General features: G+C 69.9%; 24 protein-coding genes and 2 pseudogenes. 17 read left to right on the top strand and 9 right to left on the bottom strand.

Features of this window, described 5'->3' with window-relative positions:
* The first annotated feature begins 247 nt into the window (after positions 1 to 247).
* On the top strand, positions 248 to 538 hold the full coding sequence (locus ND450_RS15035) for a DUF1905 domain-containing protein (protein ID WP_253326746.1): 291 nt from the start codon (positions 248 to 250) through the stop codon (positions 536 to 538).
* On the opposite strand, the gene ND450_RS15030 is transcribed toward ND450_RS15035, so the two are convergent.
* Positions 535 to 1,668 (bottom strand): endonuclease/exonuclease/phosphatase family protein, encoded by a 1,134-nt coding sequence (locus ND450_RS15030; protein ID WP_253326745.1) that lies wholly within the window; start codon positions 1,666 to 1,668, stop codon positions 535 to 537. The two genes, ND450_RS15035 and ND450_RS15030, sit on opposite strands and share 4 nt — an antisense overlap.
* A 188-nt stretch (positions 1,669 to 1,856) precedes the next feature.
* Between ND450_RS15030 and ND450_RS15025 the strand changes: the two genes are divergently transcribed.
* From ND450_RS15025 to ND450_RS15010, 4 genes are all read left to right on the top strand, one after another.
* Complete coding sequence (locus tag ND450_RS15025) at positions 1,857 to 4,469, top strand: BTAD domain-containing putative transcriptional regulator (RefSeq protein WP_371927707.1); 2,613 nt, start codon at positions 1,857 to 1,859, stop codon at positions 4,467 to 4,469.
* 518 nt (positions 4,470 to 4,987) lie between these two features.
* A complete protein-coding gene (locus ND450_RS15020) occupies positions 4,988 to 5,326 on the top strand; it encodes a hypothetical protein (protein ID WP_253326743.1) in 339 nt (112 codons plus the stop codon).
* Complete coding sequence (locus ND450_RS15015; RefSeq protein ID WP_253326742.1) at positions 5,323 to 5,589, top strand: hypothetical protein; 267 nt, start codon at positions 5,323 to 5,325, stop codon at positions 5,587 to 5,589. Before ND450_RS15020 ends, ND450_RS15015 begins: the two co-directional genes overlap by 4 nt.
* Entirely contained in the window at positions 5,550 to 8,516 is a 2,967-nt protein-coding gene (locus ND450_RS15010) for a tetratricopeptide repeat protein (protein WP_253326741.1), read from the top strand. Before ND450_RS15015 ends, ND450_RS15010 begins: the two co-directional genes overlap by 40 nt.
* A gap of 331 nt (positions 8,517 to 8,847) precedes the next feature.
* Here ND450_RS15010 and ND450_RS15005 read toward each other — a convergent pair whose 3' ends face one another.
* Positions 8,848 to 10,812 carry an MDR family MFS transporter gene (locus ND450_RS15005; RefSeq protein ID WP_253327924.1) on the bottom strand — a complete coding sequence of 655 codons (1,965 nt, stop codon included), beginning with the start codon at positions 10,810 to 10,812 and terminating at the stop codon, positions 8,848 to 8,850.
* A gap of 184 nt (positions 10,813 to 10,996) precedes the next feature.
* Between ND450_RS15005 and ND450_RS15000 the strand changes: the two genes are divergently transcribed.
* The 4 genes from ND450_RS15000 (at position 10,997) to ND450_RS14985 (ending at position 13,769) form a co-directional block, all read left to right on the top strand.
* Entirely contained in the window at positions 10,997 to 11,329 is a 333-nt protein-coding gene (locus tag ND450_RS15000) for a putative quinol monooxygenase (protein ID WP_089911242.1), read from the top strand.
* Between the two features lie 52 nt (positions 11,330 to 11,381).
* Positions 11,382 to 11,660: a hypothetical protein gene (locus tag ND450_RS14995; protein WP_253326740.1), complete on the top strand. Its 279-nt coding sequence runs from the start codon at positions 11,382 to 11,384 to the stop codon at positions 11,658 to 11,660.
* Positions 11,657 to 13,300, top strand: a complete 1,644-nt coding sequence (locus tag ND450_RS14990) for a GMC family oxidoreductase (protein ID WP_253326739.1) — start codon at positions 11,657 to 11,659, stop codon at positions 13,298 to 13,300. Before ND450_RS14995 ends, ND450_RS14990 begins: the two co-directional genes overlap by 4 nt.
* Before the next feature lie 91 nt (positions 13,301 to 13,391).
* Entirely contained in the window at positions 13,392 to 13,769 is a 378-nt protein-coding gene (locus ND450_RS14985) for a YciI family protein (RefSeq protein WP_253326738.1), read from the top strand.
* On the opposite strand, the gene ND450_RS14980 is transcribed toward ND450_RS14985, so the two are convergent.
* The gene (locus tag ND450_RS14980; RefSeq protein ID WP_253326737.1) at positions 13,754 to 14,284 is read right to left on the bottom strand and encodes a hypothetical protein; all 531 of its coding nucleotides are present in this window, start codon (positions 14,282 to 14,284) and stop codon (positions 13,754 to 13,756) included. The two genes, ND450_RS14985 and ND450_RS14980, sit on opposite strands and share 16 nt — an antisense overlap.
* Positions 14,274 to 15,785 carry an FAD-dependent monooxygenase gene (locus ND450_RS14975; protein ID WP_253326736.1) on the bottom strand — a complete coding sequence of 504 codons (1,512 nt, stop codon included), beginning with the start codon at positions 15,783 to 15,785 and terminating at the stop codon, positions 14,274 to 14,276. Before ND450_RS14975 ends, ND450_RS14980 begins: the two co-directional genes overlap by 11 nt.
* 54 nt (positions 15,786 to 15,839) lie before the next feature.
* On the opposite strand from ND450_RS14975, the gene ND450_RS14970 reads away from it, so the two are divergent.
* From ND450_RS14970 to ND450_RS14960, 3 genes are read left to right on the top strand one after another with little or no spacing between them, the layout of a single operon-like run.
* A complete protein-coding gene (locus tag ND450_RS14970) occupies positions 15,840 to 16,823 on the top strand; it encodes an ABC transporter substrate-binding protein (protein ID WP_253326735.1) in 984 nt (327 codons plus the stop codon).
* The gene (locus tag ND450_RS14965; RefSeq protein ID WP_253326734.1) at positions 16,820 to 17,542 is read left to right on the top strand and encodes an ABC transporter ATP-binding protein; all 723 of its coding nucleotides are present in this window, start codon (positions 16,820 to 16,822) and stop codon (positions 17,540 to 17,542) included. Before ND450_RS14970 ends, ND450_RS14965 begins: the two co-directional genes overlap by 4 nt.
* Positions 17,539 to 18,288, top strand: a complete 750-nt coding sequence (locus tag ND450_RS14960; protein ID WP_253326733.1) for an ABC transporter permease — start codon at positions 17,539 to 17,541, stop codon at positions 18,286 to 18,288. The genes ND450_RS14965 and ND450_RS14960 overlap by 4 nt, the downstream gene beginning before the upstream one ends.
* Here the strand turns inward: ND450_RS14960 and ND450_RS14955 are convergent.
* Positions 18,285 to 18,941 carry a TetR/AcrR family transcriptional regulator gene (locus tag ND450_RS14955; protein ID WP_253326732.1) on the bottom strand — a complete coding sequence of 219 codons (657 nt, stop codon included), beginning with the start codon at positions 18,939 to 18,941 and terminating at the stop codon, positions 18,285 to 18,287. The genes ND450_RS14960 and ND450_RS14955 overlap by 4 nt on opposite strands.
* A gap of 79 nt (positions 18,942 to 19,020) precedes the next feature.
* Here ND450_RS14955 and ND450_RS14950 point away from each other — a divergent pair, with 79 nt between their 5' ends.
* Positions 19,021 to 19,851, top strand: coding sequence for an SDR family NAD(P)-dependent oxidoreductase (locus ND450_RS14950; protein WP_253326731.1), 831 nt, complete (start codon positions 19,021 to 19,023; stop codon positions 19,849 to 19,851).
* Here ND450_RS14950 and ND450_RS14945 read toward each other — a convergent pair.
* From ND450_RS14945 to ND450_RS14935, 3 genes are read right to left on the bottom strand one after another with little or no spacing between them, the layout of a single operon-like run.
* Positions 19,848 to 20,516 (bottom strand): CE1759 family FMN reductase, encoded by a 669-nt coding sequence (locus tag ND450_RS14945; RefSeq protein ID WP_253326730.1) that lies wholly within the window; start codon positions 20,514 to 20,516, stop codon positions 19,848 to 19,850. The genes ND450_RS14950 and ND450_RS14945 overlap by 4 nt on opposite strands.
* Positions 20,513 to 20,938, bottom strand: a complete 426-nt coding sequence (locus ND450_RS14940) for a MarR family winged helix-turn-helix transcriptional regulator (RefSeq protein ID WP_253326729.1) — start codon at positions 20,936 to 20,938, stop codon at positions 20,513 to 20,515. Before ND450_RS14940 ends, ND450_RS14945 begins: the two co-directional genes overlap by 4 nt.
* Positions 20,935 to 22,092 (bottom strand): LLM class flavin-dependent oxidoreductase, encoded by a 1,158-nt coding sequence (locus ND450_RS14935; RefSeq protein WP_253326728.1) that lies wholly within the window; start codon positions 22,090 to 22,092, stop codon positions 20,935 to 20,937. The genes ND450_RS14940 and ND450_RS14935 overlap by 4 nt, the downstream gene beginning before the upstream one ends.
* A gap of 89 nt (positions 22,093 to 22,181) precedes the next feature.
* Between ND450_RS14935 and ND450_RS46035 the strand changes: the two are divergent.
* The 4 genes and pseudogenes from ND450_RS46035 to ND450_RS14920 all read left to right on the top strand — a co-directional run.
* Positions 22,182 to 22,475, top strand: a pseudogene (locus ND450_RS46035) (ATP-binding cassette domain-containing protein); the annotation flags it as partial.
* Positions 22,476 to 22,497: 22 nt separating this feature from the next.
* Complete coding sequence (locus tag ND450_RS14930) at positions 22,498 to 22,788, top strand: ATP-binding cassette domain-containing protein (RefSeq protein WP_253326727.1); 291 nt, start codon at positions 22,498 to 22,500, stop codon at positions 22,786 to 22,788.
* A 200-nt stretch (positions 22,789 to 22,988) separates the two neighbouring features.
* Positions 22,989 to 23,765 (top strand): annotated as a pseudogene (locus tag ND450_RS46030) (DUF6297 family protein); the annotation flags it as partial.
* Positions 23,766 to 23,826: 61 nt separating this feature from the next.
* A complete protein-coding gene (locus tag ND450_RS14920; RefSeq protein WP_253326725.1) occupies positions 23,827 to 24,138 on the top strand; it encodes a DUF6297 family protein in 312 nt (103 codons plus the stop codon).
* Here the strand turns inward: ND450_RS14920 and ND450_RS14915 are convergent.
* Positions 24,135 to 24,794, bottom strand: a complete 660-nt coding sequence (locus tag ND450_RS14915) for a type 1 glutamine amidotransferase domain-containing protein (protein ID WP_253326724.1) — start codon at positions 24,792 to 24,794, stop codon at positions 24,135 to 24,137. The genes ND450_RS14920 and ND450_RS14915 overlap by 4 nt on opposite strands.
* Positions 24,795 to 24,796: the final 2 nt, after the last annotated feature.

Below are 24,796 nucleotides of genomic sequence, written 5' to 3'. Positions count from 1 at the left end.
GGATACCCGGAGTGACGGCGTGAAACCTGGCCTCGGGGCGAGCAGGACATCGCGACTGGCGGTTGCGGGTCTCGGACACCTCATGCCGGCGTGTGGCTCGCATCCGGTTGCTGCTTCGGCTCCAACACTGACGTGACTGCTCGGCGGTGAGCAGCCGTGGCTCGGCCACGAGCGGCTCACGGCGGCGTTCGACCGCCACTTCCACGTCAGCGCACCCCTCTGAGCCCGCTGCTGGGAGAATGACGCGATGTTCGTCTTCGACGCGGAACTGTGGCTCTGGGACGCCCGCCGCCTGGACACCTGGACCTTCGTCACCCTGCCCGAGGACGTCTCGGACCAGATCCGCGACGTCGCCACCCCCGGCACCGGCTTCGGCGCGGTCAAGGTGCGGGCCGGGGTGGGCGCCAGCACGTGGTCGACGTCGGTGTTCCCCGACAAGCAGTCCGGCTGCTACGTGCTGCCGGTCAAAGCCGCCGTGCGCAAGAAGAACGACGTCGGCCCCGGCGACGTCATCGAGGTAACGGTCGAGCTGATCTAGCGCGTCCAGTCGATGTCGGCGTAGATGGCGGCGTGGTCGCTGGCCGCGTGCACCTCGTCGGTCATGGTTTCGTAGACGTCCCAACGGTTGCGGGTGCGTGGGCCGCGCCACACGCCCTTGCGGAAGACGCCGCCGCCGGTGGCCTTGGCGAACAGCGGTGGGGTGAGCAGGACGTAGTCGATCTTGCCCTTCTCGTTGACACCGCGGTACGTGCCGAGGCGGTGGTTCCAGTCGAAGTTCTCGTGCTCGCTGATGTCCCGCAGGCCCGTGCGCTGGAACAGGGGGCGGAGGCACTCGCTGTCCGCCGTGTCGTTGAGGTCGCCGACCACGGCGATGTGGTCGTGGCCCTCGTCGCGCAGGCGGTTGACGATGCGGGCGATGCGGACGGCCTGGCGGAAGCGGCGGCGGGCGCCCAGCGGGTCGCCGGGGGTGCTGTAGCCCTTGGACTTCAGGTGGTTCACGAGCACGACGACCTCGGGGCCCGCCGGGGTGCGGACGTGGTACTCGGCGCAGTCGCGGGAGAAGATGAAGCCCGACTTGTCCTGCGCGTAGACGTGCGTGCGCATCATGATGACCTGGTGGGCGTCGCGGGTCAGCAGGCCCACGTTGATGCCGCGCTCGTCGTTGCCGTCGACGAGGTGGACCTCCTCGTACGGGGTCCAGCCGACGTGTTTGAGCATCGACGCGGAGAACATGCGCAGCAGTTCGCGTGATTCCGCCTCGACGACGCCGAGGACGTGCGCGCCCACGTCGCGCATCACCTGGGCGGTGTGGCGGGTGGCCAGTTCGCTGATGGGTTCGGTGGTGAGCTCGACCCAGCCGACCCAGGACTCGCGACCGCTCGCCACGACTGAGGTCTCGCCGGTGCGGTGGCGGGCGAGGAAACGGCCGCGGATGCGCCGCAGGACCGCGTACCTGCTCCGGTCACTCCTGAGCAACTCGAGCGTCGTCAGGTGTTCTTTGAGCTCTTCCTTGACTTCCGGCGTGTAGGTCTCGCAGGCGATGAGTTCGTTGAAACGGGCGTGGGCGGCCAGGACCGGGGCCGCGTGCTTGGTGGCGTTGCGGCCCATCACTTTGGGGCGCTCGAACATGTTCTCCACGTTGAACGACCCGATCCGGGTGGTGCTCACGGTTTCAGGGTCGCATGTGGAGGAACGGATCAGCCCTGGTCCGCTCGGGTGATCTTTCGCTGCGCCGGTGGTGGAGGGAAGACCCCTGGCTGGGCTGCCGGGTCCGGTCGGACGCGGGGCCTTCCCACGGTGACGACCCTGCCCGGTGAACCTAGGATGAACCTTGAACCCGCTGCTGAGGAGTGATCTTGGAGTTCGGGCTGCTCGGCGCCGTGGAGGTGCGCGACGAGGGCGCGCTGGTCGACGTCGGCCACGTCCGGCAACGGTCCGTGCTGGCCGCGCTGCTGGTGGAGGAGGGCAGGCCGCTGCCCGTCGACCGGCTGCTCGACCGCGTCTGGGGTGAGCGGGCGCCGCTGCGGGCCCGCGAGACCCTCTACGGCTACGTCTCGCGGCTGCGCAAGCTGCTCGGGCTGGACATCGAACGTTCCCCCGCGGGCTACCGGCTCGCGGTGGCCCCGTCACAGGTGGACCTGTTCCGCTTCAGGGCCTTCGTGCGTGATCGTGACTTCGACGCGGCGCTCCAGTTGTGGCGCGGGCGGGCGGTGGACGGGCTCGAGTCGCCGTGGTTCGACGCGTTGCGCGAAAGCCTGCACGCCGAACGCCTTGCCGCCGAACTGGACCGCAACGACGCGGCGCTCGCGGACGGCCGGCACGCCGCGCTGCTGCCTTCGTTGCGCGCGCTCGCCGGCGAACACCCGCACGACGAACGCCTTGCCGCGCAACTGATGCTGGCGTTGCACCGCTCGGGCAACGACGCGGAGGCGTTGCGGCACTACGAGTTCGTGCGGCGCGGCCTCGCGGACGAGCTCGGCGTCGACCCGAGCAGGCCGTTGCAGGACGTGCACCAGCGGATCCTCGTGGGAAGCGGGGAGGAGAGGCCTGCCGGACCACGTCAGTTGCCCGCGCCGCACCCGTGGTTCACCGGCCGCGCGGACGAGCTCGCGGCGCTCGACCGGCCGGGCACCGTCGTGATCACCGCGCTCGGCGGCACGGGCGGCATCGGCAAGACCGCCCTGGCGCTGCACTGGGCCCACCGGCACCTGGCCGACTTCCCGGACGGCCAGCTCTACGTCAACCTGCGCGGCTTCGACCCGTCCGCTGGGCCGACGCCGCCGGAGGCAGTGCTGCGCGAGTTCCTGGAGGCGTTGGGGGAGGAGACGATTCCGGCTGGTCTGGACGCACGGGCGGCCCGTTACCGGAGCCTCGTCGCGGGTCGGCGGCTGCTGGTGCTGCTCGACAACGCCCGCTCCACCGAGCAGGTCGTGCCGCTGCTGCCCGGCCCGGACGCGACGGTGCTGGTCACCAGCAGGCTCAAGCTCGCGGGCCTCGTCGCCGCGCACGGCGCCCGCTCCGTGTCGCTCGACGTGCTCGACCCGGCCGACGCGCGCGAGTTCCTCGTGGCGAGGCTCGGCCCCGGACGCGTGGCGGCCGAACCCGAGGTAGTCGCGGACCTGGTGAGCTGGTGCGGAGGCCTGCCGCTGGCGTTGTCGATCGTCGCCGCGCGCGCCGCGATGGAACCGGGTTTCCCGCTGGCCGCGTTCGCCGCGGAACTGCGCGACCAACCCCTCGACGCCCTCGACACGGGCGAGATCGGCACGAACCTGCGCGCCGTGTTCTCGTGGTCCGTGGCCGCGCTGTCCGACGAGGCGGCGAGGGCGTTCGGCCTGCTCGGCACCGTCGGCACGGCGGACATCAGCTTGACGGCGGCCGCCGCGGTGGTGGACCGGCCGGCCGCGAAGACCCGGATGGTGTTGCGGGAACTGGAGAACGCGCACCTCGTTCAGCAGCACGTGCCCGGCCGTTACCGCATGCACGACCTCGTCGGGCTGTACGCGGCCGACCTCGCCGCCGACGCGGGCACCCGGCTGGCCGACTTCTACGCCGCGACGGCACGCGCGGCCGCGCTCACGCTGGAACCGCACAAACCGTTGCCAGAGCACGAAAGCAGCCACGCGCTGACCTTCGACACGAACGCCGCGGCGATGGCGTGGTTCGACGCGGAGCACGCCTGCCTCCTGACCGAACAGCGCCAGGCCCTGGCGCGCAACGGGTTCGACGTCGTCTGGCTGATCGGCCGCGCGCTGAACAACTACCACCTCCGGCGAGGCCGCACGACCGACGACATCGAGGCCTGGCTGATGGCGTTGCGCGCCGCGCAGGCGTGGGACGACCGGCTCAAGCAGTCCGCCGCGCACCGCTGCCTCGGCGCCGACTACATCGAGCTGGGCCAGTCGGCGTTGGGGCACGAGCACCTGGGACGCGGCCTGGAGCTGTGCGAGGGCGACCACGAGGCGCAGGGCGGCGCCCACCGGGCGATCGCGTGGGCGGCGGAGTTCGAGGGCGACCTGGAGAAGGCGCTGGAGCACTCGCTCGCCGGGCTGGAGCAGTTCCGCGCGGCCGGGCACCAGATCCGCGAGGCGGAGGCGCTGAACGAGGTCGGCTGGCGGTACGCGTGCCTGGGCCGCTACGCCGAAGCACGCACGTTCTGCGAGGAAGCCATGCTGCTCAACACCAGGCTCGGTCACGCGGAGGGCTCCGCGGCCACGCTGGACAGCCTCGCGCACATCGCCCACCACGACGGCCGCCACGCCGACGCCGTCGCGCACTACGGCGAGGCGCTGGCGCTCTACCGCGAGCTGGACAACTCCGCCGAGGAGGCGACCGTGCTCGAACACCTCGGGGACGTCCACGCGGCGGCGGGGGAGGACGAGCCGGCGCGCGAGCGGTGGGAGAGGGCGCTGAAGCTGTACCGGGAGCAGGGCCGCGACGCGGAGGCCGCGGCCCTGGAGGCGAGGACTTAGGGCCTGCCCGCCGAACTGTCGGCCGGCGTGGTGTGCACGGCCAGGGTGATCAACCCGATCCTGTGGGGCTGCGGATCAGGACGGGCCTGGGCACGCTTGTTGCAGGGCCGGACCCACCACCGCCGGCTTCGCGCCCTGGCTTTGACGACCTGCAGGGCACGTAGTAGCCGAGCGTCTGACGTGACCTGAATTCCACTGCAGAGTGAATCCTCGGTCCTGCTGAGACCTGCGGACAACTTATAGCTGCAGCTCATGGCGTGTGAAGATGGAGCAATAGATGCACTACTACATTCATTCGACCCGCCAGTCGCCGCAGGGCGAGCACAGTGACTCCAGCCGATTGCAGACATCGGAAAGTCCTATGTCTGACCGGTTTTTTGGATCTCAGCCGCAGGAACGGGCCACACATTGGTCCGTATGTGGACACTTTGTCGATCGAGCGACTTCCGGAGGTCCACCGACTAGGGCACTCTATGGGCCAGCGTCGAACCGGGGTCCAGCCCGACCGGCGCCGACCAGTGCTCACCGCGATCATCATCAAGCTCCTGGGGGTGACCTCGGGCGCGGAAAGGCCGCACGTGCCTGACCGGACAAAGCCCGCGCTCGCGCGCAGGAACACGACCTGGGCGAGTGCCCGCACCACCTTGCCCGAGGCCCTTCTGGTGACCGCCGGCCTGGTCTCCTTCAACCTCCAATGGCTCAACGGCATCGACGTCGACACGGCCATTGTGAAAAGTGGTACCGCGGTTGCCGTGCTCACTTTCGCGATCACCACCCCTCATCGTCTGCTGGATCTCATGAGGCTCCGGATCGTGCGCGACATCGCCGAGCTTCCCAATGCGGAGAAGTTCTTGTGACCGAGCCGACCGACGCGGAGTTCTACCGACTTCTCCGTCTGATCTGGGAAAGCTCGAACCTCAGTTTTGGTCAGGCGCACTGCAAAACCGGAATAGCGCGAAGCCAGATCCACGCGCTGATGAGGAAGAAGCTGAAGCGAATACCGCGCAGCCGGTCTCAGGTCCAGGCTCTCGTCGAGGCGTGTGATCCTCCGGATGACCAGGCGGTGGCCGTCCTCGACCTGTGGGACCGCTTGCGCAACCGATCACATCGCGGCGAGTGACCGTGGAATTCCGTCTCTTGGGTCCGCTCGAGGCGTGGCACGACCACGCTGTCGTTCCGCTGGGTGATCAGCAGCAAAGATTCATCCTCGTAGTCCTGCTGTTGAACGCGAACAAACCCGTGCCGCCCGATCGGATCGCCGAGATCGTGTGGCCCGAGCAGCAGGAGCGCAAAGCTCTCGTGCGCGGGTACGTCAACAAACTGCGCAAGGCTTTTGACGGCACCGGTGTGGAAATCGAGCGCATGGCCACCGGCTACGTGCTGCGCGTCGACGAGGACCGGATCGACGCAGTCCGGTTCGACAGGCTGCGCACCCAGGCGGCACTGGCTCTGCAGGACAACGAGCAGCGCCTCGCCATCGACCTGCTGCGCAGGGCGGTGTCGTTGTGGCGTGGGCGGTTCCTGGAGGACATCGACATCGACCGCGTCGGCGGCTCGGAGGTCATCCCGCCGGACGAGGCGTACCTCGACGCGCTCGGCGACCTGGCCGAACTCGAACTGCTCGCAGGTGATCACCGCTCGGCCCGTGACCGGATGCGTCGCGCCATCCGCATCAACCCGGACAACCAGAAGTACGCCGAACTGCTGATCCGTGCCCTGATCGTCGACGGCGACCGGGTCGGCGCACTCAAGGCGTTCGACGCTGTCTCGGAGACTCTGGCCGATCTGGGACTCGAACGGGGAACGGCGCTGCGCAAGCTCGCGGAGCGCGCCCGTCGAGGGGAACCGGCCAGTTCACTTCCGTCACGCCCAGGTGGGTTCACCGGGCGCTCGAACGAACTGAGCACGATCGAAGCGGCAGCACGCGCCGCGGCCGGAGTGGACGAACGGCGCGCGGTGTGGATCAGCGGCGCTCCCGGTGTCGGCAAGACGAGCTTGGCCATCGAGGCCGCGCATTGCCTGCGACACCGGTTCCCGGACGGCCAAGTGATGGTGCGCCTCAACGGGTTCACACCCGGCGTGACACCGTTGTCGCTGTCCGAGGCGCTGACCCAACTTCTCATCGAGCTGGGTGTTCCGGGTGAGCAGATCCCGAGCACCGTCGGGCGCAAGGCAACGCTGTACCAGTCTCAGCTCCACGGCACGAAAACGCTGGTGGTGCTGGACAACGCGGCCTCTCCGGAGCAGATCCGGCCACTGCTGCCCCAAGCACCCGACTGCTTCGCCGTCATCACCAGCCGCAGGATGGGTGAGCCGGACATCAGTGAACACATCCGACTGGCTCCCATGCCGTTGGACGACGCCGAGGCACTGTTCCTGACGTTGACCGACCCGGATCGCAGGCGTAGCAAGCCGGAAGACGTCGCACGCCTGGTGAAGCGCTGCGGTTTCCTGCCGGTGTCCATCACCGTCGCGGCCGCAATGCTGCGCAAGCACGACAGGTGGTCGCTCGACCACCTGCTCGACCTGCTGGACGACAGCGAGTCGTTGTGGGAGAGCGCGGCTGCCATCCGCGCCTCCTATGAACAGCTCGACGACGAGCAGCAGCAGGTCTTCCGCTTGTTCGGGCACTTGCCGGGTCCCGACGTCGACATCCTCGGTGCAGCTGCTCTGGTCGGTCTCGACATCGCGCTCACTCGTCTGCTCCTCCACGACCTGCACGAGGTTTGCCTGATCGAGGAGATCTCACCGGACCGCTACCAGATGCTGGACTCCGTGAAGGAGTTCGCCGCCGTCATCGTCGAACCCTCTGCTGACGCATTGACGCGCTTGCTCGACTTCTACCTCACGACACTCGCGGGCGCGATGAGCGTCGCGTATCCGTTCGACCGCTCGGTCTCCCCGTCGGAGGACCAGGTGAGCTCACTCGCGCTGCGGTTCTCAGAGGAGAGTCAAGCGCTGGCATGGATCACCGCCGAACGCGACAACCTAAAAGCCGCGATCCGTTACGCGGCGACGAACGGGCTGCCGGAGCACAGCTGGCGGCTCTCGGTTCTGATCTGGCGGCATCTCAACGCGATGGGCCGGGCAGAGGACTGCCTCGAAGGCCTGAAACTCGCATGGGAAGCCGCGATCAGTTCGGGAGACGACCACAGCCAAGCACAGCTGTCGCTCCTCGTCGCGGTGACACTTGCCCAGCAGGGGAAGCTCTCGACGTCTTTGCGCATCGCGACTCGATCTCGCACGTTGTGGGCGGAGCTGGGGGACACGAGGGGAGAAGCTGATGCCCTGAGCGTGCTTGCGATCCCCGCGATGGAACAGGCCAGGAACACCGAAGCGATCGCACACCTCGATCTGGCTCTGGCGCAGTACGAGCAGCTCGACGACTCGCGCGGCCAAGCTCGCGCACTGGGTCTGCTCGGCTTCCTCAACGGTTCGCAGGGCAACCTCGACGTCGCACGCCGGAACTTCCGATCCGCACTCCAGATGGCACACACGACCGGAGATGTGCGAGCAGAAGCTCACATTTTGAACGGCCTCGGCTCGGTGCAGCAGCTACTGGGACAGCTTGATGACGCTCTCAACAGTCACAGGCTCGCGTACCGGTACGCGACCGAGGTCGGTGACCAATGTGCGGCCGCGTACGCGCTGAACGACATCGGCAACGTGTACTTGCGGTCCGGTCAGGCATCCGAGGCGGCCCATCACCACGAAAGTGCTGAGAAACAACTAACTACCAGCTTTCAAGTTCGACTGCGCACACGGCTCCATCTCGACTGCGGCAGAACGGCGTTGTCCCAAGGGGCGCACGCCGAGGCGCACGACCACTACCAGGCAGCGTTGGACCTGTCAGTCGCCGCGGAGAATCGCGACCACGAGATCCGTGCCCACCAGGGTCTCGCGAAATGCTTGCGAGAGCTCGGGCGTTTCGGTCACGCGACGCTCCACCGGGACGCGGCCCAGGCCGGCCTCGCGGAACTGGGGCTGCCCGAAGCCGAACAGGTCTTCAACGAACGTGCGGCGTTCACCGCCACCTGGGGCCTGTGACTGCGTCGGACGTGGCCGCGGCCTGGAACAGAAGACGACAAGTGCCCCCGAACACCATCTGTTCGGGGGCACTATCTCGCTCAGGGCAGACATCGTGTCCAGCGATGTCTGCCGCACCCGTGCTCACCGCGATCAACAGTCAAGCTCAGGCTTGCCGCCGATGATTGCACGCCGGTGTGGACGAAATGTGGACACGATGTGGATCCGAGGAGATGAGCTCGTTCGAAGCGTGGGGCTCAACTCGATCCAGGATCGCCACAACAAGTGTTTCAGCCACGCATCATTCATCGTACGTCGAAAGAGGGCTTTCACGTCGAGTTGAAGCCAGGATCTAGACCCGGCTGAGCTGCCGGCCGCTCTCGATCAGCTCGTCGGCGAACGAGTCGAGCGCGTGGGCGAAGTCGCGCTGGTCCGGCTCGTGCCAGTCCTGCAGCTGGTCGAGCAGCCAGCGCCGCCAGGCCACCACGAGCTGGGCGAACACGTCCGAGCCCAGGTCGGTGAACCGGTAGCCGTCGTCACCGAACGCCAGGTGCCCGGACCGCACGAGGGCCTGCGCGGTCGGTTCGAAGATGCCGCCGGGCACCTTCGTCATCTCGCCGATCTCGGCCAGCGTCGCCACGCCGTCGTCGGTCGACGCCCGGTACACGCGGCCGAGCATCCAGGCCTGTTCCAGCGGCAGGTCGACGCCGGAACGCCGCAGCACCGCCATTCCGGGGTCCTCCGACGACCTGGAGACGACCGTGGAGACCAGCTTGCGCAGCTCGTCGTAGGAGTTCGACGGCGGCGCGGCGAAGCTCTCGCCCACACCGCTGTTGCCCGCCGCGGCCGCCCGGGACGTGTCCCGCAGCTGCACCTGCGGCAGGAAGACCGCGACCAGCAACGCCACCAGGCCGATCGGGGCGGCGATGAAGAACATCATCTGCACGGTCTCCGCGTACCCGGCGACGATCGGCGCCCGCACCGCTTCCGGCAGCGCGTGGACGGCGGCGGGGCTCGCGATGGCGCGCGGGTCGACGCCCGGCGGCACCACGAGGTGCTTCGGCAGCTGGTTCGCGTAGATCGTGCCGAAGATCGCGACGCCGAACGAGCTGCCCATCGTGCGCAGGAAGCTGATGCCGGACGTCGCCACGCCGAGGTCGGTGTAGTTCGTGGTGCTCTGCACGACGATCACCGGCACCTGCATCACCAGGCCGATGCCCGCGCCCAGCACCACCATGAACGCACCCATCTCCCAGTAGCTGGTCGAGGCGTCCAGCAGCGACAGCAGGAACAGGCCGACGGTGAGCACGACCGAGCCGACGATCGGGAACGGCCGGTAGAGGCCGGTGCGGCTGATCGTGTTGCCGGTGAGCAGGGCCGTGGACATCAGGCCCGCGATCAGCGGCAGCATCCACAGCCCGGACGCCGTGGCCGACTCGCCGCGCACGTACTGCAGGTAGATCGGCAGGTACGTGATGCCGCCGAGCATCGCGAACCCGACGACGAAGCTCAGGATGCCCGACACCGTGAACACCCTGCTGCGGAACAACCTCATGGGCAGCATCGGCTCGGCCGCGCGCTGCTCCACGAACACGAACGCGACGAGCAGCACCACCGACCCGGCCGCCATCCACAGGATCGTCGGCGACGTCCACGCGTACTCCGTGCCACCCCAGCTCGTGACGAGCGTCAGCCCGGTCGCCGCCAGGGCGATCAGCGCGATGCCCGCGTAGTCGATCCTCGGGCGGCCCTCGGTCCTGATCGCCGGCAGCGCCGCGACCGCCACCAGCACCACCGCGATGCCGAGCGGGATGTTCACGTAGAACGCCCACCGCCAGCTCAGGTGGTCGACGAACAGCCCGCCGAGCAACGGCCCGGCGACCGTCGCGACACCGAACACCGCGCCCGCCAGGCCCTGGAACTTGCCGCGTTCCTTCAACGGCACGACGTCCGCGATGATCGCCGTCGAGGTGACCATCAACCCGCCCGCGCCGAGCCCCTGCACCGCGCGAAACGCGATCAGCGTGCCCATCGACTCCGACCAGCCCGCGAAGAACGACCCGACCAGGAACAGCGCGACGCTGACGAGGAATGTCTTCTTGCGCCCGTAGAGGTCGCCGAACTTGCCGATCAGCACCGTCATGATCGTCTCGGCGAGCAGGTACGACGTCACCACCCACGACAGGTGCGCACCGCCACCCAGGTCGGCCACCATCGTGGGCAGCGCGGTGGACACGATCGTCTGGTCGAGCGCGGCCAGCAGCATGGCGAGCAGGACGGCCGCGACGACCAGGTTCCGCCTGCGGGTGTCGATCATCTCGGGCACTCGGGGATGATCGCGCAGGTTGGACGACCTCGCAGGGGGAGGAACCCGATGGGGTCGCGGGCCGGCGCCGGGGGACGTGCGGGCGTTGGGATGCCGAGTGATGCGGGGCGGCCGCCGGTCGTTGACCGCGCAAACAGACTAGGGTCGAGTGCGTTCAGCCGAAGGAGGGGTCGTCTTGATCTTCATCACCGCCAAGTTCCTCGTCCTGCCCGAGCACGCCGAGGCGTGGCCCGAGATCAGCAGGAGCTTCACCGAGGCCACCCGCGCCGAGGCCGGCTGCCTGTGGTTCGACTGGTCGCGCAGCCTCGACGACCCGAACGAGTACGTGCTGGTCGAGGCGTTCCGCGACGGTGACGCGGGTGGTGTGCACGTGAACTCCGAGCACTTCAAGAACGCCCAGAAGGAACTGCCGCGGTACCTCGCGGAGACGCCCCGGATCGTCAGCCAGAACGTGGACCAGGACGACTGGTCGCGGCTCGGCGAGATGGAGGTTGCGCCACGCGGGTGAGCCTCACCCGGATCGTTTGGTGCACGCGGTTCCTCCGCCAGAGGATGGCCCGATGGACGCCTTCGTGGAGTTGTCCGCCGAGCTGACCGGGTTCTCGGCGGAGGAGCTGAGGTCGACCGGACTGGTCGAGCAGTACCGCGCGCTGGCCGACGGCGCGTCCGAGGCCGAGATCATCCAGCTCTGGTACACCGGGGTCTGGCGCGGCGCCATCCCGACCGAGCGCGCCTACGCCGAGGGCCTGGCGTGGAAGGCCGTGGGGGTCGCCGCGCCGGGCACGGCGGCGCCCGGGTTCGGCAGCTGGGAGCGCGGACCGCGAAGAAGCGCCCGGTGAGGGCAGTGGTCGTCGGCGCGGGGTTCGCCGGCTCGCTCGTCGCGAAGGTGCTGGGGGACAACGGGTTCCGCGTGCTCGTGCTGGAGGCGGGTGCCGAGCCGAACGAGGACGCGGTCAGCAGGTACCGCACGGCCCTGGTGAAGTCGCCGCTCGTGCCGTTCCGCCAGACCGCCGCGGCGCCGTCGAGCGACTACGTGGTCAACACCGGGCCGCACTCCCTCGCGAGCCCCTACCTGCGCATGAACGGCGGTACCGGCACCGCCTGGACCGGCATCACGCCCCGGATGCGGCCCGACGACTTCCGCACCGGTGACCTCGGCCGCGGCCGCAACTGGCCGTTGTCCTACGACGACCTGGAGCCCTCCTACCGCGCGGCGGAGTGGGAGATCGGGATCGCGGCCGACGCCGACGAGCAACGCCGGCACGTTCCCATCCCCGAGGGCTACCGCTACCCGATGCACGCGCTGCCGCGCACGTTCCTCGACGACGCCATCGCGTCCGTTGTGGACGGTCAGCGCATCGACGGCCGCGAGCTTCTGGTCGTCGGCACACCCCAGGCGCGCAACGGTGTCCCGGTCGACGGCTACCACCCGGACGGACGGCTGTGTGCGGGGTTCGCGAGCTGTGTGCCGGTCTGCCCGGAGGGCGCCAAGTACACGCCGCACCGGACGCAGAGGCGGTGGTCGTCCACTGTGGAGCTGCGCACTCGTTGTGCGGTGAACCGGGTGCACGCCGACGAGTCCGGCCGCATCACGAAGGTCGACTACCAGCGCTACGAGGACGACACGTCCGGCCGGCACACCCGGCACTCGGTGGAGGCGGACGTGGTCGTCCTCGCCGCGCACGCGATCGAGAACGCCAAGCTGTTGCTCCTGTCCGGTCTCGCGAACAGCAGCGACCAGGTCGGCCGCAACCTCATGGGCCACCCCGTGCTGCTGACGTGGGGCCTGATGCCGCACCCGATCGGCCCGTTCCGCGGTCCCGGCTCGACGACCGGCATCGAGACCTTCCGGTCGGGCCCCGAGCGCCGGGAGCGGGCGCCGTTCCGGATCGAGATCGGCAACTGGGGCTGGGGCTGGTCGGCGGGCAGTCCCGGTTCGGACACCGCCGAACTCGTCGCGGCCGGCCTGCGCGGCACCGCGCTGAGGCAGGCCGTGGCGGAGCGGGTCGGCAGGCAGTTCACGCTGCAGATCGAGGTCGAGCAGGAGGCCGACCCGGCCAACCGCGTCACGCTCGCCGCGCAACGCGACGCGCTCGGCACCCCGCGGCCGTCCGTCCACTACGCGCTGTCCGAGTACGCCAAGGACGGCCTGCTGGCCTCGAAACGGGTCTCGGACCGCCTCTTCGAGATGCTCGGCGCCGAGGACCACACCGCCTACAAGCCGGACGACGGCCACTACTTCGAGCACAACGGCGAACCGCTGCGCTACTGGGGCGCCGGGCACAGCGGCGGCACGCACGTGATGGGCTCCTCGCCCCGCGACTCCGTGGTGGACCAGTGGCAGCGCTGCTGGGACCACCCCAACCTGTACGCCGTGGGGTGCGGCAGCATGCCGTCGCTCGGCACGTCGAACCCGTCGCTCACGATGGCGGCCCTGGCACTGCGGACCGCGGAACACCTGGTGTCACGCGCCCGCTGAAGAAGTTCCGCGCAGAATGTCGAAAGCTCCGTGACGTCGATCGACGCAGGGGTGGCGGCCGACGGCCGTCAGTCGACAACGAGGAGACACCATGCGTTTCATGCTCATGCACCGCGTCCCGGAGGACGACCCGGCCTCGTGGGAGCCGACCCCCGAGCTCATCGAGCGGATGAACGCCTTCGTGGAGAAGCTGAGCGCGAACGGCGTCATGCTCGGCGCCGAGGGCGTTCACCAGCGCGGTGCGGTGGTGCGCAGGCGCGGCACGGCGATCAGGTCGGTCGACGGGCCGTTCGCCGAGGCCAAGGAGGTCGTCGGCGGGTTCCTGCTGATCAACGCCAAGGACCTCGCCGAGGCCACGGCGGTGGCCGAGGAGTACGTCACCTGCTTCGCTGGCGTCGAGGAGATCTCGATCGAGGTCCGTCCGGTCGTCGTCGAGGCCGAGGACATCGAGCCCTACCTCGACAGGTAGGCCAGCTCGACGACGAACCACTCGCCGTCGAACCGGAACGGCCCACCGGGGTGCAGCCGCACGTCCTCGGCGTCCAGCGCGACGAGGACGTGCGGCCCCTCCAGGTCCGGGGACCGGTCGACGACGGTGCGCACGCTGACGTCGTCGTGCCGGACGTCGAGCGGTTCTGGCAGGTTCTCGCCGAGGTCCTTCAGCTCGACCAGCCGGTTGCGGTAGGAGGTCGTGCCGATGTTCGTGAGCCGGTGCACGGGCGACACGGGCCGGTAGACGTGACCGCCGCGGTGTTCGGAGATCCACCGCGGCTCGCTGCCGTCGAGCCAGTCCATGCGGCCTTCCGAGCCCTCGACGCTGAGGACCACGTACGGGTTGTGGTGCAGGTGCCACGCGTGCGTCTCGCCCGGTTCGAGCGCCACCTCCCACACCCTGACCACGGGGTCGTCGTGCAGCACGCGCTGACCGACGTCGACGAGCACGACCTCCTCACCCGACGGCGAGAGCACGACGTCACCCTTCAAGGCGCACCTCCTGCAGGTAGCGGGCTCGGACGGACTGCCACGACGTGGCGGTCCACGGTTCGACGTGGGCGATGTGCGCGTCCGGCCGCAGCAGCACGACGACCTCGCCGAAGCGCTCGCGCACCGAGTCGCCGGGGTCGAAGTAGGCACGCGGCGCGTCCCACCGGCTCACGACGACCTGCCTCAGCCCGGCGGGGTCGTCGTCGGGCAGGAACGGCCGGCGGCGCGCGTCCGTGAGGTGCAGGGCCAGGAACGTGTCGCGGCACATCTCGTGCAGGTGCACGGGACCGCGCGGACCGAAGACCCGCAGGTCCGGGGCGCGGTCGCCGGCCTGCGGCGGGCCGGTGCGCGTCATCGACCAGTCCGCGCCCAGCCGCACGCCGAGCAACGTCCGCGTCATCGCGTCCCGCCAGCCCGCCACGGAGTCCGAACGCCGCGACATCACCGCACGGGCCGCCTCCGCCATCGCGCCCGAACCGTGCACGGCCACCGGCCTCTGCTCGGCCTCGTAGCCCTCCAGCAGCTCGGCGGCGGCCCACCCGCGCAGCACCCACGCCAGCCGCCACGGCAGGTTGGACGCGTCGAGCACGCCGGTGTTCAGGCCCAGCGCCCACATCGGCGTGATCAGGTGCGCCGCGTCGCCCAGCAGGAACACCCGGCGGTCGCGCCACGACGACGCCACCCGGTGGTGCACGGTGTAGACGTTTTTGCCCAGCACCTCCACCGAGTCGACCTCGCCGACGAAGTGCCGGGCCCTGTCGCGCAACTCGTCCGCGGACGGCTCGGGACGGCCGGGCGCCAGCGGGAACACGAACCGCCAGCAGTGCGGCTGCCGCACCAGGACCATCCACTCCTCGCGGTCGCCGAAGTAGGCGAGGTACGGATAGTCGCGCGGGTTCCCGACGTCGAGGTCGCACACCAGGTCGACCAGCACGTACCGCTGCTCCAGCGTGTGCCCGTCCATGCGCGCGCCCAGACGTTCACGCACGGTCGACCGCCCGCCGTCGCACCCCAGCACGTACGCCGCTTCGAACGAGACGATTTCATCCGAAGTGGACAGTTGCAGCGTCACGCCGTCGTCGTGCTGCACGAAGTCCACGAGCCGGTGGCCCATCCGCAACGCTCCGGGCGCGCGCTCGCGCAGCACACCGGCCAGCGCGGGCTCCAATTCGTGCTGCGGAACGTTGACGACGAACGGGAACCGCGTCTCGTCCGCCAGCGCGGACAGCAGGACGCTCCCGGTCGACGTCCCGGTCGCCCGGTCCACCTCGCCGATCTCGTCGAGCCGCAGCGACACCTCCAGCACCGGCCCCAGCGCGCCGTACCGGTCGAGCACCTCCAGCGTGCGCGTCAGGACGGTGCCCGCCCTGGTGTCGGCGGACAGGTCGTCACCCGCCTCGAAGACGACGACCGGGACACCGTGCGCGACCAGGCCCAGCGCGGTGATCAGCCCCACCGGGCCCGCGCCGATCACGGCCACCGGACGATCGGACGTGTTCATGAACCCTCCCCGCCCCCTATGTTCGAGCACGAGGGTGCCTTCGGGGGAGGGAACATGCGGAAAGCGTTTTCAACCGTGCTCGTCCTGCTGGCTGTCGCGGCCTGTTCGTCACCGGCTGAGGTGCAGCTCCAGCAGAAGATCAACTATCTGACGTCCTTCGGCACGTTCGGACGGGACGCCTACGCCTACGTGGCGAAGGAGAAGGGGTTCTTCGACCGGGCGGGGCTCGACGTCACGATCACGCCGGGCACCGGCAGCGTCGACGTGCTGAAGCTGGTCTCGGCCGGGCGGGCGGACTTCGGCGTCGCCGACTTCACCGCCACCGCGATCACGACGGCCAAGGAGAAGCTGCCGGTCACCGTCGTGGCGGCGGTCCAGCAGCGGTCACTGGCCGCGATCGTCGCACTCGAGGGCGGCGCCATCAGCAAGCCCGCCGACCTGGAGGGCAAGAGGATCGGGGACCAGCCGGGGTCCACCAACCAGGTGATGTTCCCCGTCTACGCCAAGGCCGCGGGCATCGATCCCGTGAAGGTCCAGTTCGTCCCGTCCGCCCCGCCCGCGCTGCCGCAGCTGCTGGCGGCCGGGCAGGTCGACGGCATCGGCCAGTTCGTCGTCGGCAAGCCGCTGATCGAGGCCGCCGCCCAGGGCAAGAAGGCCGTCGTGCTGCCGTACGGCGACCTGGTGCCCGACCTCTACGGCAACGCGCTCGTCACCTCCAAGGAGGTGCTCGGCAGGGGCGAGACGGCGACCAGGTTCATCGGGGCGCTGCTCCAGGGACTCGAGTACTCGATCGAGCACCCGGACGAGGTCGGGCCGATCCTCAAGAAGTACCAGCCGACGCAGGACGCGGCGGTCGCGAGCGCCGAGGTCGGGCTGATGGCGCCGTACGTGCGGCCGTCCGGCTACAGCGGACCTGTCGGCGGCATCACCGAGGACCGGGTCGCCAAGGTGGTCAGCACGCTCGTCGAGGCCGGTGCGATCGCCGAAGGGTCTTTGCAGCCCAACGACTTCGTGTCCTTCGCGAGCTCGCCCAAGTGATCACCCTGAACGGGGTCTCGCACTCCTTCGACGGCGTGCACGCGCTCGACGGCATCGACCTGGAAGTGGGCGAGGACGAGTTCGTGGCGGTGATCGGGCGGTCGGGCTGCGGCAAGTCGACGCTGCTGCGGCTCGTCGCCGGCCTGCTCACCCCGTCCGCCGGCGAGATCTCCGTGGCGGGCGAGCGGGTCGTACGGCCGCGGCGGGACGTCTCGGTCATGTTCCAGCGGCCCGCGCTGCTGCCGTGGCGGACGGTGCTCGCCAACGTCCTGCTGCCGGTGGAGGTCTTCGGCCTCGCGGATCACCGCGACCGCGCGCACGAGCTGCTGGAGCTGACCGGGCTCGGCGGGTTCGAGAAGCGCCGGCCGCACGAGCTGTCCGGCGGCATGCAGCAGCGGGTGTCGCTGTGCCGCTCGCTGATCCAGAGCCCGCGGGTGATGCTGATGGATGAGCCGTTCTCCGCGCTGGACGCGATCACCCGCACCGAGCTTTCCCAGGAGCTGCAACGGGTCCAGCTCGCCCGGCCGCGCGCCGTCGTGTTCGTGACGCACTCGATCGACGAGGCCGTGCTGCTGGCCGACCGGATCGTGGTGCTCAGCCCGCGGCCCGGCCGGATCCACTCGGTGGTCGACGTCGGCCTGCCCCGGCCGCGTGCGCTCGGACAGGTCGAGCTCGACGCGGTGAGCCGGGAGCTGCGCGGACTGCTGGTGACGGTGTGAAGGCCGTGCTGCCGGTCCTGGGGCTGCTGGCGATCGTCGGGGGCTGGTGGCTCGCGACGATCGTGTTCGGGATCCAGCCGCTGCTCGTGCCGTCACCCGCGGACGTGGTCGAGTCGTTCCTGGAGCTGCCCGGCTACCTGCTCGAACAGGCGCTGGTCACGGTGTGGGAGGCCGTGTCCGGCTTCGGGCTGTCCGTGGTGGCCGGTGTGCCGCTCGCGCTGCTGATCGTGGGGTCGAGCGTCCTGGAGCGGATGTTCTACCCGCTGCTGGTCGCCCTGAACGCCGTGCCGAAGGTCGCCATCGCGCCGATCGTGGTGGTGTGGTTCGGGTTCGGCCTCACCTCGAAGGTGCTCATGGTCGTGCTCGTGTGCGTCTTCCCGATCGTCATCTCCACGGCGTCCGGGATGAGGTCGACGCCGGCCGAACTGGTCGAGCTGTTCCGGTCGCTCGACGCCACCCGGACGCACGAGTTCTTCAAGCTGCGCCTGTGGCACGCGCTGCCGCAGGTCTTCGTCGGCCTGAAGGTGTCGATCACGCTCGCCGTCATCGGGGCGGTGATCGCTGAGTTCGTCGGGGCCGATGCCGGACTGGGTTACGTGATCCTGCAGTCCGGCGCCAGCGCCGACACCGCGCTGGCGTTCGCGGCGATGGCACTGCTGGCGATCATCAGCGTGGCGCTCTTCTACCTACTGACCTGGGCCGAGCGGAAGCTCGTGCCCTGGTCCGAGGAGCATCGGGTCCTCTAGCGGGCCAAGCGGTCGAGCAGTTCGCCGAGCAGCGCGCGTTCGCCCGGCGTGAGGTCACCGGGGTCGTCCGAGACCAGGGCCCGCAGGGTGAGCGCGGTGCTCGCGCGCGTCGCCGGGGCGTCGGCCGACGGCGTGTGCAGCACACCGGCGAGCGCGGCCTCGCGAACGCGTTCGGACAGCCCGAAGTCCGGCTCCGGCTGGGTGATCAGGGTCAGCGTGATGCCCACGTTGGCGGCGAACACCTGTTCGGCGGCGTCGTCCGCGGGCACCTTCAGCATGCCCAGCGCGGCGGCCTCGGTGAACCGCTCGCGCAACGCGGCGTGCGCGGGAGCCGTGACAGCACAGGGCTTTCCCGGCAGGGCGCGGCCGTAGAGCAGGGCGTAGAACGACGGGTGCTCCAGCCCGAACCGCACGTGCCGGTCCCAGCCCTCGCGCAGGTCACCGAGCGGGTCGCCGGAGCTCTCCACGGCCGTGTACTGCGTGAAGCCGTGGTTCGCGACGGCGTCGATCAGGCCCTGCTTGCTGCCGAAGTGGTGGTACAGCGTCGGCGCCTGCACCCCGGCGCGTTCGCACACCGCCCTCGTGGACACCGTGCCGCCGCCCTCCAGCAACTCCGCCGCGGCGAGCAGGAGCCGATCCCGTGCGTTCTGCATGCTTGCTACATTAGCGCATGTAGCGCTACATTGCTTTCTATAGCGCTACATGGGGCGCTGTAGCGATGGGAGAAGTCAGATGAGGACCTGGTTCATCACCGGTGGGACGCCCGGAGGGTTCGGCCTGGTCTACGCCGAGGCCGCCCTGGAACAGGGCGATCAGGTGGTCGTGACCGCACGGCGGCCCGCTGAACTGCAGGAATGGGCTGAGCCTTGCGGTGACCGCGTGCTGGTTCTCGAGCTCGACGTCACCGATGCCGAGCAGGTGCGCGCGGTGGTCAAGGCGGCGGAGGAGCGGTTCGGCGGGATCGACGTGCTCGTCAACAACGCGGGTCGCGGCTGGTACGGGTCGGTCGAGGGAGCCCCTGAGGAGACGATCCGCCGCACGTTCGACCTCAACCTGTTCGCGGTGGTCGACGTGATCCGCGCGGTCCTGCCGGGCATGCGGGCCCGCGGCGACGGCTGGATCGTGAACATGTCGTCGGTGGCGGGTCTGGTCGGCGCGCAGGGGTTCGGCTACTACGCGGCGGCGAAGTTCGCGCTCGAAGGCCTGTCGGAGTCGCTGCGCCCCGAGGTCGAGCCGTTCGGCGTCCGGGTGCTCGTCGTGGAGCCGGGCGCGTTCCGCACCAAGGCCTACGCGGGCTTCCAGGACGAGCCCGTCAACGAGGTGGTCGACGCCTACGTGCCGATGGTCGAGAGCGTCAAGGCGGCGTTCGTGGACTACAACGGCAAGCAGGAGGGCGACCCGGAACGCGGGGTGCGCGCGGTGATCAGCGCGATGAACGCACCCGTTCCGCCGCAACGGATCGTGCTCGGCAACTCCGGCTACGACGTCGTCGTCGCGATGCACGAGAAGGCGCTCGCGGAGCTGCGCGAGAACGAGAAGCTCTCACGCAGCGCCGACTTCTAGCTGGCCGCTCCACCGGCGGCGAGACGCATCAGGTCGGAGTCGAGGTCGATCGTCAGCTCCGTGCCGCCCGCGCTGCCGAACTCGTGCTGGTAGCTGCCCCACGACTCGTCGCGCACGGTCTTCTCGAAGCCCGACGTCATGAGCGCCACCAGTTCGAGCGCCGCCCGATCGATGCGCTTGTTCAGGCCGTTGTCCTGCCAGTCCTCGGTCGCGGCGAACAGCGACGTCGGCACGACCACGGTCCGCAGGTAGGCGAACAGACCGCGCATCTGGTCGTCGACCACGAGGGCGTGCCTCGCGGTGCCGGCGGTCGCGGCGAGCACGACGGGCTTCGCGATCAGCAGGTCGTTGTCGAGGACCTGGAAGAACGACGTGAACAGGCCGCTCGCGCCCGCCTTGTAGACGGGGGTGCTCGCGATGATCGCGTCCGCGTGCTGCAGGGTCGTGATCGCCTTCTGCAGCTTGGACCCGATGTGGTTCGACACCAGCGCGTTCGCGATCTCGGAGGCGAGCTCGCGCAGCTCGATGACACTCGTGCCGACGGTCTGCGACCGCTTGCCGGCGAGCGTCGTGACGCGTCCGGCGACGCGGTCGGCGAGCAGGCGGGTGGACGACGGGTCGCTGGTTCCCGCCGACACGACCACCAGCTGGAAGTTCTGGCTCATCGCTCCTCGTTCTGGCTGAGCTTGCCGGTGATCGCGGCGAGCTGGTCGAGTTCCTCCGGCGTCAGCACGCTCAGGGCGCGCGTGACGCTGCGTGCGTGCGGGCTGCCGATCCGCCGCTGGGTCTCGCGGCCCGCGGGGGTGAGCGACAGGCGCACACCCCTGCGGTCGCCGAGGTCGGGGCACCGTTGCACGTAACCCCGGTCGACGAGGCGTTCGACCATGCGGGACAGGGCCGGCTGGCTCAGCAGCACGTGCCGGTTCAGCTCACTCATCCTGAGTGGACTGTCGCACTTGGACAGCTGGTACAGCACGTCGTACTCCCGCATGGTCAGGTCGCCCCAGATGTCCTCCGCGTTGAACTGCTTCATCAACACGGAGTACGCCTTCATGAGCGACTCCCACGCTTCGTTGGCTCCGGTCACTTCTCGTCCTGGTAGGGCGAGCCACCCGTGACGTTGTCACCCCGGTTGGCGTTCGGCCGCGGCTGACGGGCGGGCTTGTCGCCGTACTTGTCCTTGACGCGCCCGGCGTGCGTCGGCGGCTTGGCGGTCTCCGGGTCCTGCCGCGACTCGATCTCCTTGCGCAGCACCGGGACGACCTCCTCGCCCAGCAGGTCGAGCTGGTTCAGCACCGTCTTGAGCGGCAGGCCGGCGTGGTCCATCAGGAACATCTGGCGCTGGTAGTCGCCGAAGTGCTCGCGGAAGGTCAGCGTCTTGTCGATGACCTCCTGCGGGCTGCCGACCGACAGCGGCGTCTGCTCCATGAAGTCCTCCATCCGCGGCCCGTGGCCGTAGACGGGGGCCTCGTTGAAGTACGGGCGGAACTCGTTCAGCGCGTCCTGCGACCGCTTCGCGATGTACGCCTGGCCGCCGAGGCCGACGATGGCCTGCTTCTCCGTGCCGTGGCCGTAGTGCGCGTACCGCTGGCGGTAGAACTTGATCAGCCGGATGTAGTGCTCCTTCGGCCAGAAGATGTTGTTGGCGAAGAAGCCGTCACCGTAGAACGCGGCCTGCTCGGCGATCTCCGGCGTGCGGATCGACCCGTGCCACACGAACGGCGGCAGGTCGTCCAACGGACGCGGCGTGGAGGTGAAGCCCTGCAACGGCGTGCGGAACTTGCCCTCCCAGTCGACGACGTCCTCGCGCCACAACCGGTGCAGCAGGTTGTAGTTCTCGAGCGCCAGCGGCAGGCTCTGCCGGATGTCCTGCCCGAACCACGGGTAGACCGGCGCGGTGTTGCCGCGGCCCAGCATCAGGTCCATGCGACCCTTCGCCAGGTGCTGCAGCATCGCGTACTCCTCGGCGATGCGCACCGGGTCGTTCGTCGTGATCAGCGTCGTCGCGGTGCTGACGATGAGCTTCCTGGTCTTCGCCGCGATGTGGCTGAGCAGCGTCGTCGGCGCGGACGAGAAGAACGGCGGGTTGTGGTGCTCGCCGATCGCGAACACGTCGAGCCCGACCTCCTCGGCCTTCTCCGCGATCTGCACGATCGCGTCGATCCGCTCGGCCTCGCTCGGGGTCTCGCCGCTCACCGGGTCCCTGGTGATGTCGCTCACCGAGAAGATTCCGAACTGCACGGCACCCGCCTCCTTCAAACTTAGTGACTAATGCGTTTGCATCTACTCTAACGTCTGGGCGCCCGATCCATTCCCATTACCCTGGTCACATGTCGCTGGGCGTGGGGGACGCCGGCTTCGCCTACGGCGGTGTCCCCGTTTTCGCAGGTCTGTCGTTCGTCGTGGAGCCCGGCGAGGCCGTGGCCGTCGTGGGGGCGAACGGCTCGGGCAAGTCGACGCTGCTGCGCTGCCTCGTCGGCGCCGAGGTGCTCGACACCGGAACCGTGCTGGTCGGGGGCTACCCCCTGGACGAGTCGTCATGCGCCTTCCGCGCGGCCGTCGCGTCGCTGCTGGACGACGCCGACTACTTCCCGGACGTGTCCGTCGTGGAGCACCTGCGGCTGCTCGCGTGGCTGCACGGGTCCGGTGAGGACGTTGCGCGCGTGGTGGCGGAGGTCGGGGTTGTCGGCGGTGGCGGACCAGCTGCCGCCCACGCTGTCGTCGGGCCAGCGCCACCGGCTCGGGCTCGCGTCGTGCTTCGTGCGGTCGCGCTCGGTGCTCGTGCTGGACGAACCGGAGCAGCGCCTGGACGAGGCCGGGCGCGCGTGGCTCCGCGCGCGGCTGCTGGCCGAGAAGGCCGCCGGGGTCGCCGTGGTGTTCGCGTCGCACGACGCTGAGCTCGTGGAGGCGGTGGCGTGCCGGACCGTCACGCTGTGACCGCGTGGGCGGTGCGCCGCCGGTTGCGGACTCCGGTGCCGTGGCGGTCGCTGGTCGCGCGACTGCACTCGCGGCTGGTCGTCTTCGGGATCGTCGCGCTGGTCGCGAACGGGTGGGCGTACGCCGGGCTGACCAAGGCGCCCGCGGCCGGCAGCGCGTGGAGCGCGCTCTGGCTGTCGGTGCTGGGTGCCGCGGTGCTGATGAAGGCGGCGCTGGCGTTCGGCCCGGTGTTCGCCGGTGCCGAGCGGATGTTCTGGGTGCTGAGCTCGCCGGCTCGGCGTGGGGCGTTGCTGTGGCCGCGGTTCTCCGGACTGCTGGTGGTCGGGGCCGGGCTGGGGGTCGCCTGGACGGCTGCCGTGTTCGGGCTCGTCGGGGCGGTGGTACCGGCGCTGGAAGCCGTGGGGATCGGGGCCGCGGTGGGGGTGGCGGTGGTGGCGTTCGCCGTGGTGGTGCAGCGGGGGCGGTGGCGGCTGCAGGGGTGGCTGAGCGGGGTGGTGGGGCTGGCGGTGGTGGCGCTGCTGGTGCCGCTGGAGCTGAGCGTGGAGCCGGGCGCCGCCGGCACACTGCTGGTGGCCGCCTGGGTCGTCGCGATCGGCCTGGCCGTGGCGGCGGGCGTGTCACTGCCGAAGCTGCGGCGGTCCGACCTCGCGGCCGGAGGTGCGCTGGCGGGCGCGGCGAAGGTGTCGGTGAGCTGGTTCGACCTCGCGCTGCTCGGGGCGATCCTCGCCGAGCGCCGGGCGCGCGCCCTGGGACGGGTGAGGTCAGCCCGGCTGGGAGCGGCCGGACGCGGTGCGAGGTCCGCCGGATCCGCCCCACCCTCCCGGCTCTCGCACGTCGCCGCCCTCGCCTGGACCGACGTCCTCCGCCTGCGCCGCACCCCCAACGCCGGCCTGGTCTGGGCCGCCCTGCTCCCCGCCCCCGCACTCGTGGCCCTCGGCGGCGAGCCCGAGTTCACCGCCGCCGTGCACGTGATCGCCGCCTTCCTGGCCACCGACCGCCTCGCCGCGGGGCTCAGGTTCGTCTGCCGGTCCCCCGGCCGTGCGGAGGGCACTCGGCCTGCCCGACCGGACGTTGCGGCGGGCGCACCTCGTGGTCCCGGCGGCCGGTGCGGTGCTGTGGTGTGCGCTCACCACGGCGTTCACCCCGCACGTGTCCGTGCTCAACGGGCTCGTGTCGGCGGTGGGTGCCGTGGCGGTCGTGTACCGGATCGCGACGCGGCCGCCGGTCGACCACGGGGCCGCGATCGTCGACTTCGGGCTGTTCGGGCCGACGCCGCTCGGGCTGATCGTGCAGCTCAGCCGCGGGCCGGCGTCGCTGACCGTGCTGGCCCTGGTGCAGACGGCGCTCTAGGCGAGCAGCGACGCCACGCGGGTGGCGGTGGCGGCGGTCGACTGCGGGTTCTGGCCCGTCACGAGGGTGCCGTCCACGACCACCGTGCTCGACCACGGCTCCCCGGCGACGACCCGCGCGCCCAGCGCGGCCAGCCGTCCGGCCACCGAGTAGGGGACGTCCAGGCCGCCCTGGCGCTCCTCCTCGTCGCTGAACACCGCCATCTCCCTGCCGGCGAACACGAACGTGCCGTCGGCGCGGACGGCGCTGAGCAGTCCGGCCGGACCGTGGCAGAGCGCCGCGACGACCTTGCCGTTGTCGTGGAAGTCCGCGAGCAGTGCGCCCAGGCCGGCGTCGAAGGCGAGGTCCGCCATCGGGCCGTGGCCGCCGGGCAGGTACACGGCGTCGAAGCCCACACCGTCCACATCGGACAGCGAGACCGGCGAGCGCAGGTCCGCGAGGGAGGCGACGGCCTCGTCGAACGTGCCGTCGAGGCTCGCCTTGTCGACCGTCGGCACGGCGCCGCCCGGCGTCGCCAGGGTGACCTCGACGCCGGCCTCGCGCAGCACGCGCACGGACTCGACGACCTCCTCCGCCCAGAACCCCGTGGGGTGGATAGACCCGTCCGCCAGCGTCAGCGAGTCGGCGGCGGACACGACCATCAGTAGCTTCTTCATGC

This window comes from Lentzea sp. HUAS12, assembly GCF_024125735.1.
Classification (GTDB): Bacteria; Actinomycetota; Actinomycetes; order Mycobacteriales; family Pseudonocardiaceae; genus Lentzea; species Lentzea albida.
The sequence above is the reverse complement of the archived record's forward strand: the minus strand, read 5'-3'. Positions and strand labels throughout refer to the sequence as shown.

Coding starts and splice junctions, on each gene's coding strand:
- ND450_RS15035 (WP_253326746.1), top strand. CDS start 248: ATGTTCGTCTTCGACGCGGAACTGTGGCTCTGGGACGCCCGCCGCCTG.
- ND450_RS15005 (WP_253327924.1), bottom strand. CDS start 10,812: ATGATCGACACCCGCAGGCGGAACCTGGTCGTCGCGGCCGTCCTGCTC.
- ND450_RS14995 (WP_253326740.1), top strand. CDS start 11,382: ATGGACGCCTTCGTGGAGTTGTCCGCCGAGCTGACCGGGTTCTCGGCG.
- ND450_RS14985 (WP_253326738.1), top strand. CDS start 13,392: ATGCGTTTCATGCTCATGCACCGCGTCCCGGAGGACGACCCGGCCTCG.
- ND450_RS14975 (WP_253326736.1), bottom strand. CDS start 15,785: ATGAACACGTCCGATCGTCCGGTGGCCGTGATCGGCGCGGGCCCGGTG.
- ND450_RS14970 (WP_253326735.1), top strand. CDS start 15,840: ATGCGGAAAGCGTTTTCAACCGTGCTCGTCCTGCTGGCTGTCGCGGCC.
- ND450_RS14955 (WP_253326732.1), bottom strand. CDS start 18,941: ATGCAGAACGCACGGGATCGGCTCCTGCTCGCCGCGGCGGAGTTGCTG.
- ND450_RS14950 (WP_253326731.1), top strand. CDS start 19,021: ATGAGGACCTGGTTCATCACCGGTGGGACGCCCGGAGGGTTCGGCCTG.
- ND450_RS14945 (WP_253326730.1), bottom strand. CDS start 20,516: ATGAGCCAGAACTTCCAGCTGGTGGTCGTGTCGGCGGGAACCAGCGAC.
- ND450_RS14915 (WP_253326724.1), bottom strand. CDS start 24,794: ATGAAGAAGCTACTGATGGTCGTGTCCGCCGCCGACTCGCTGACGCTG.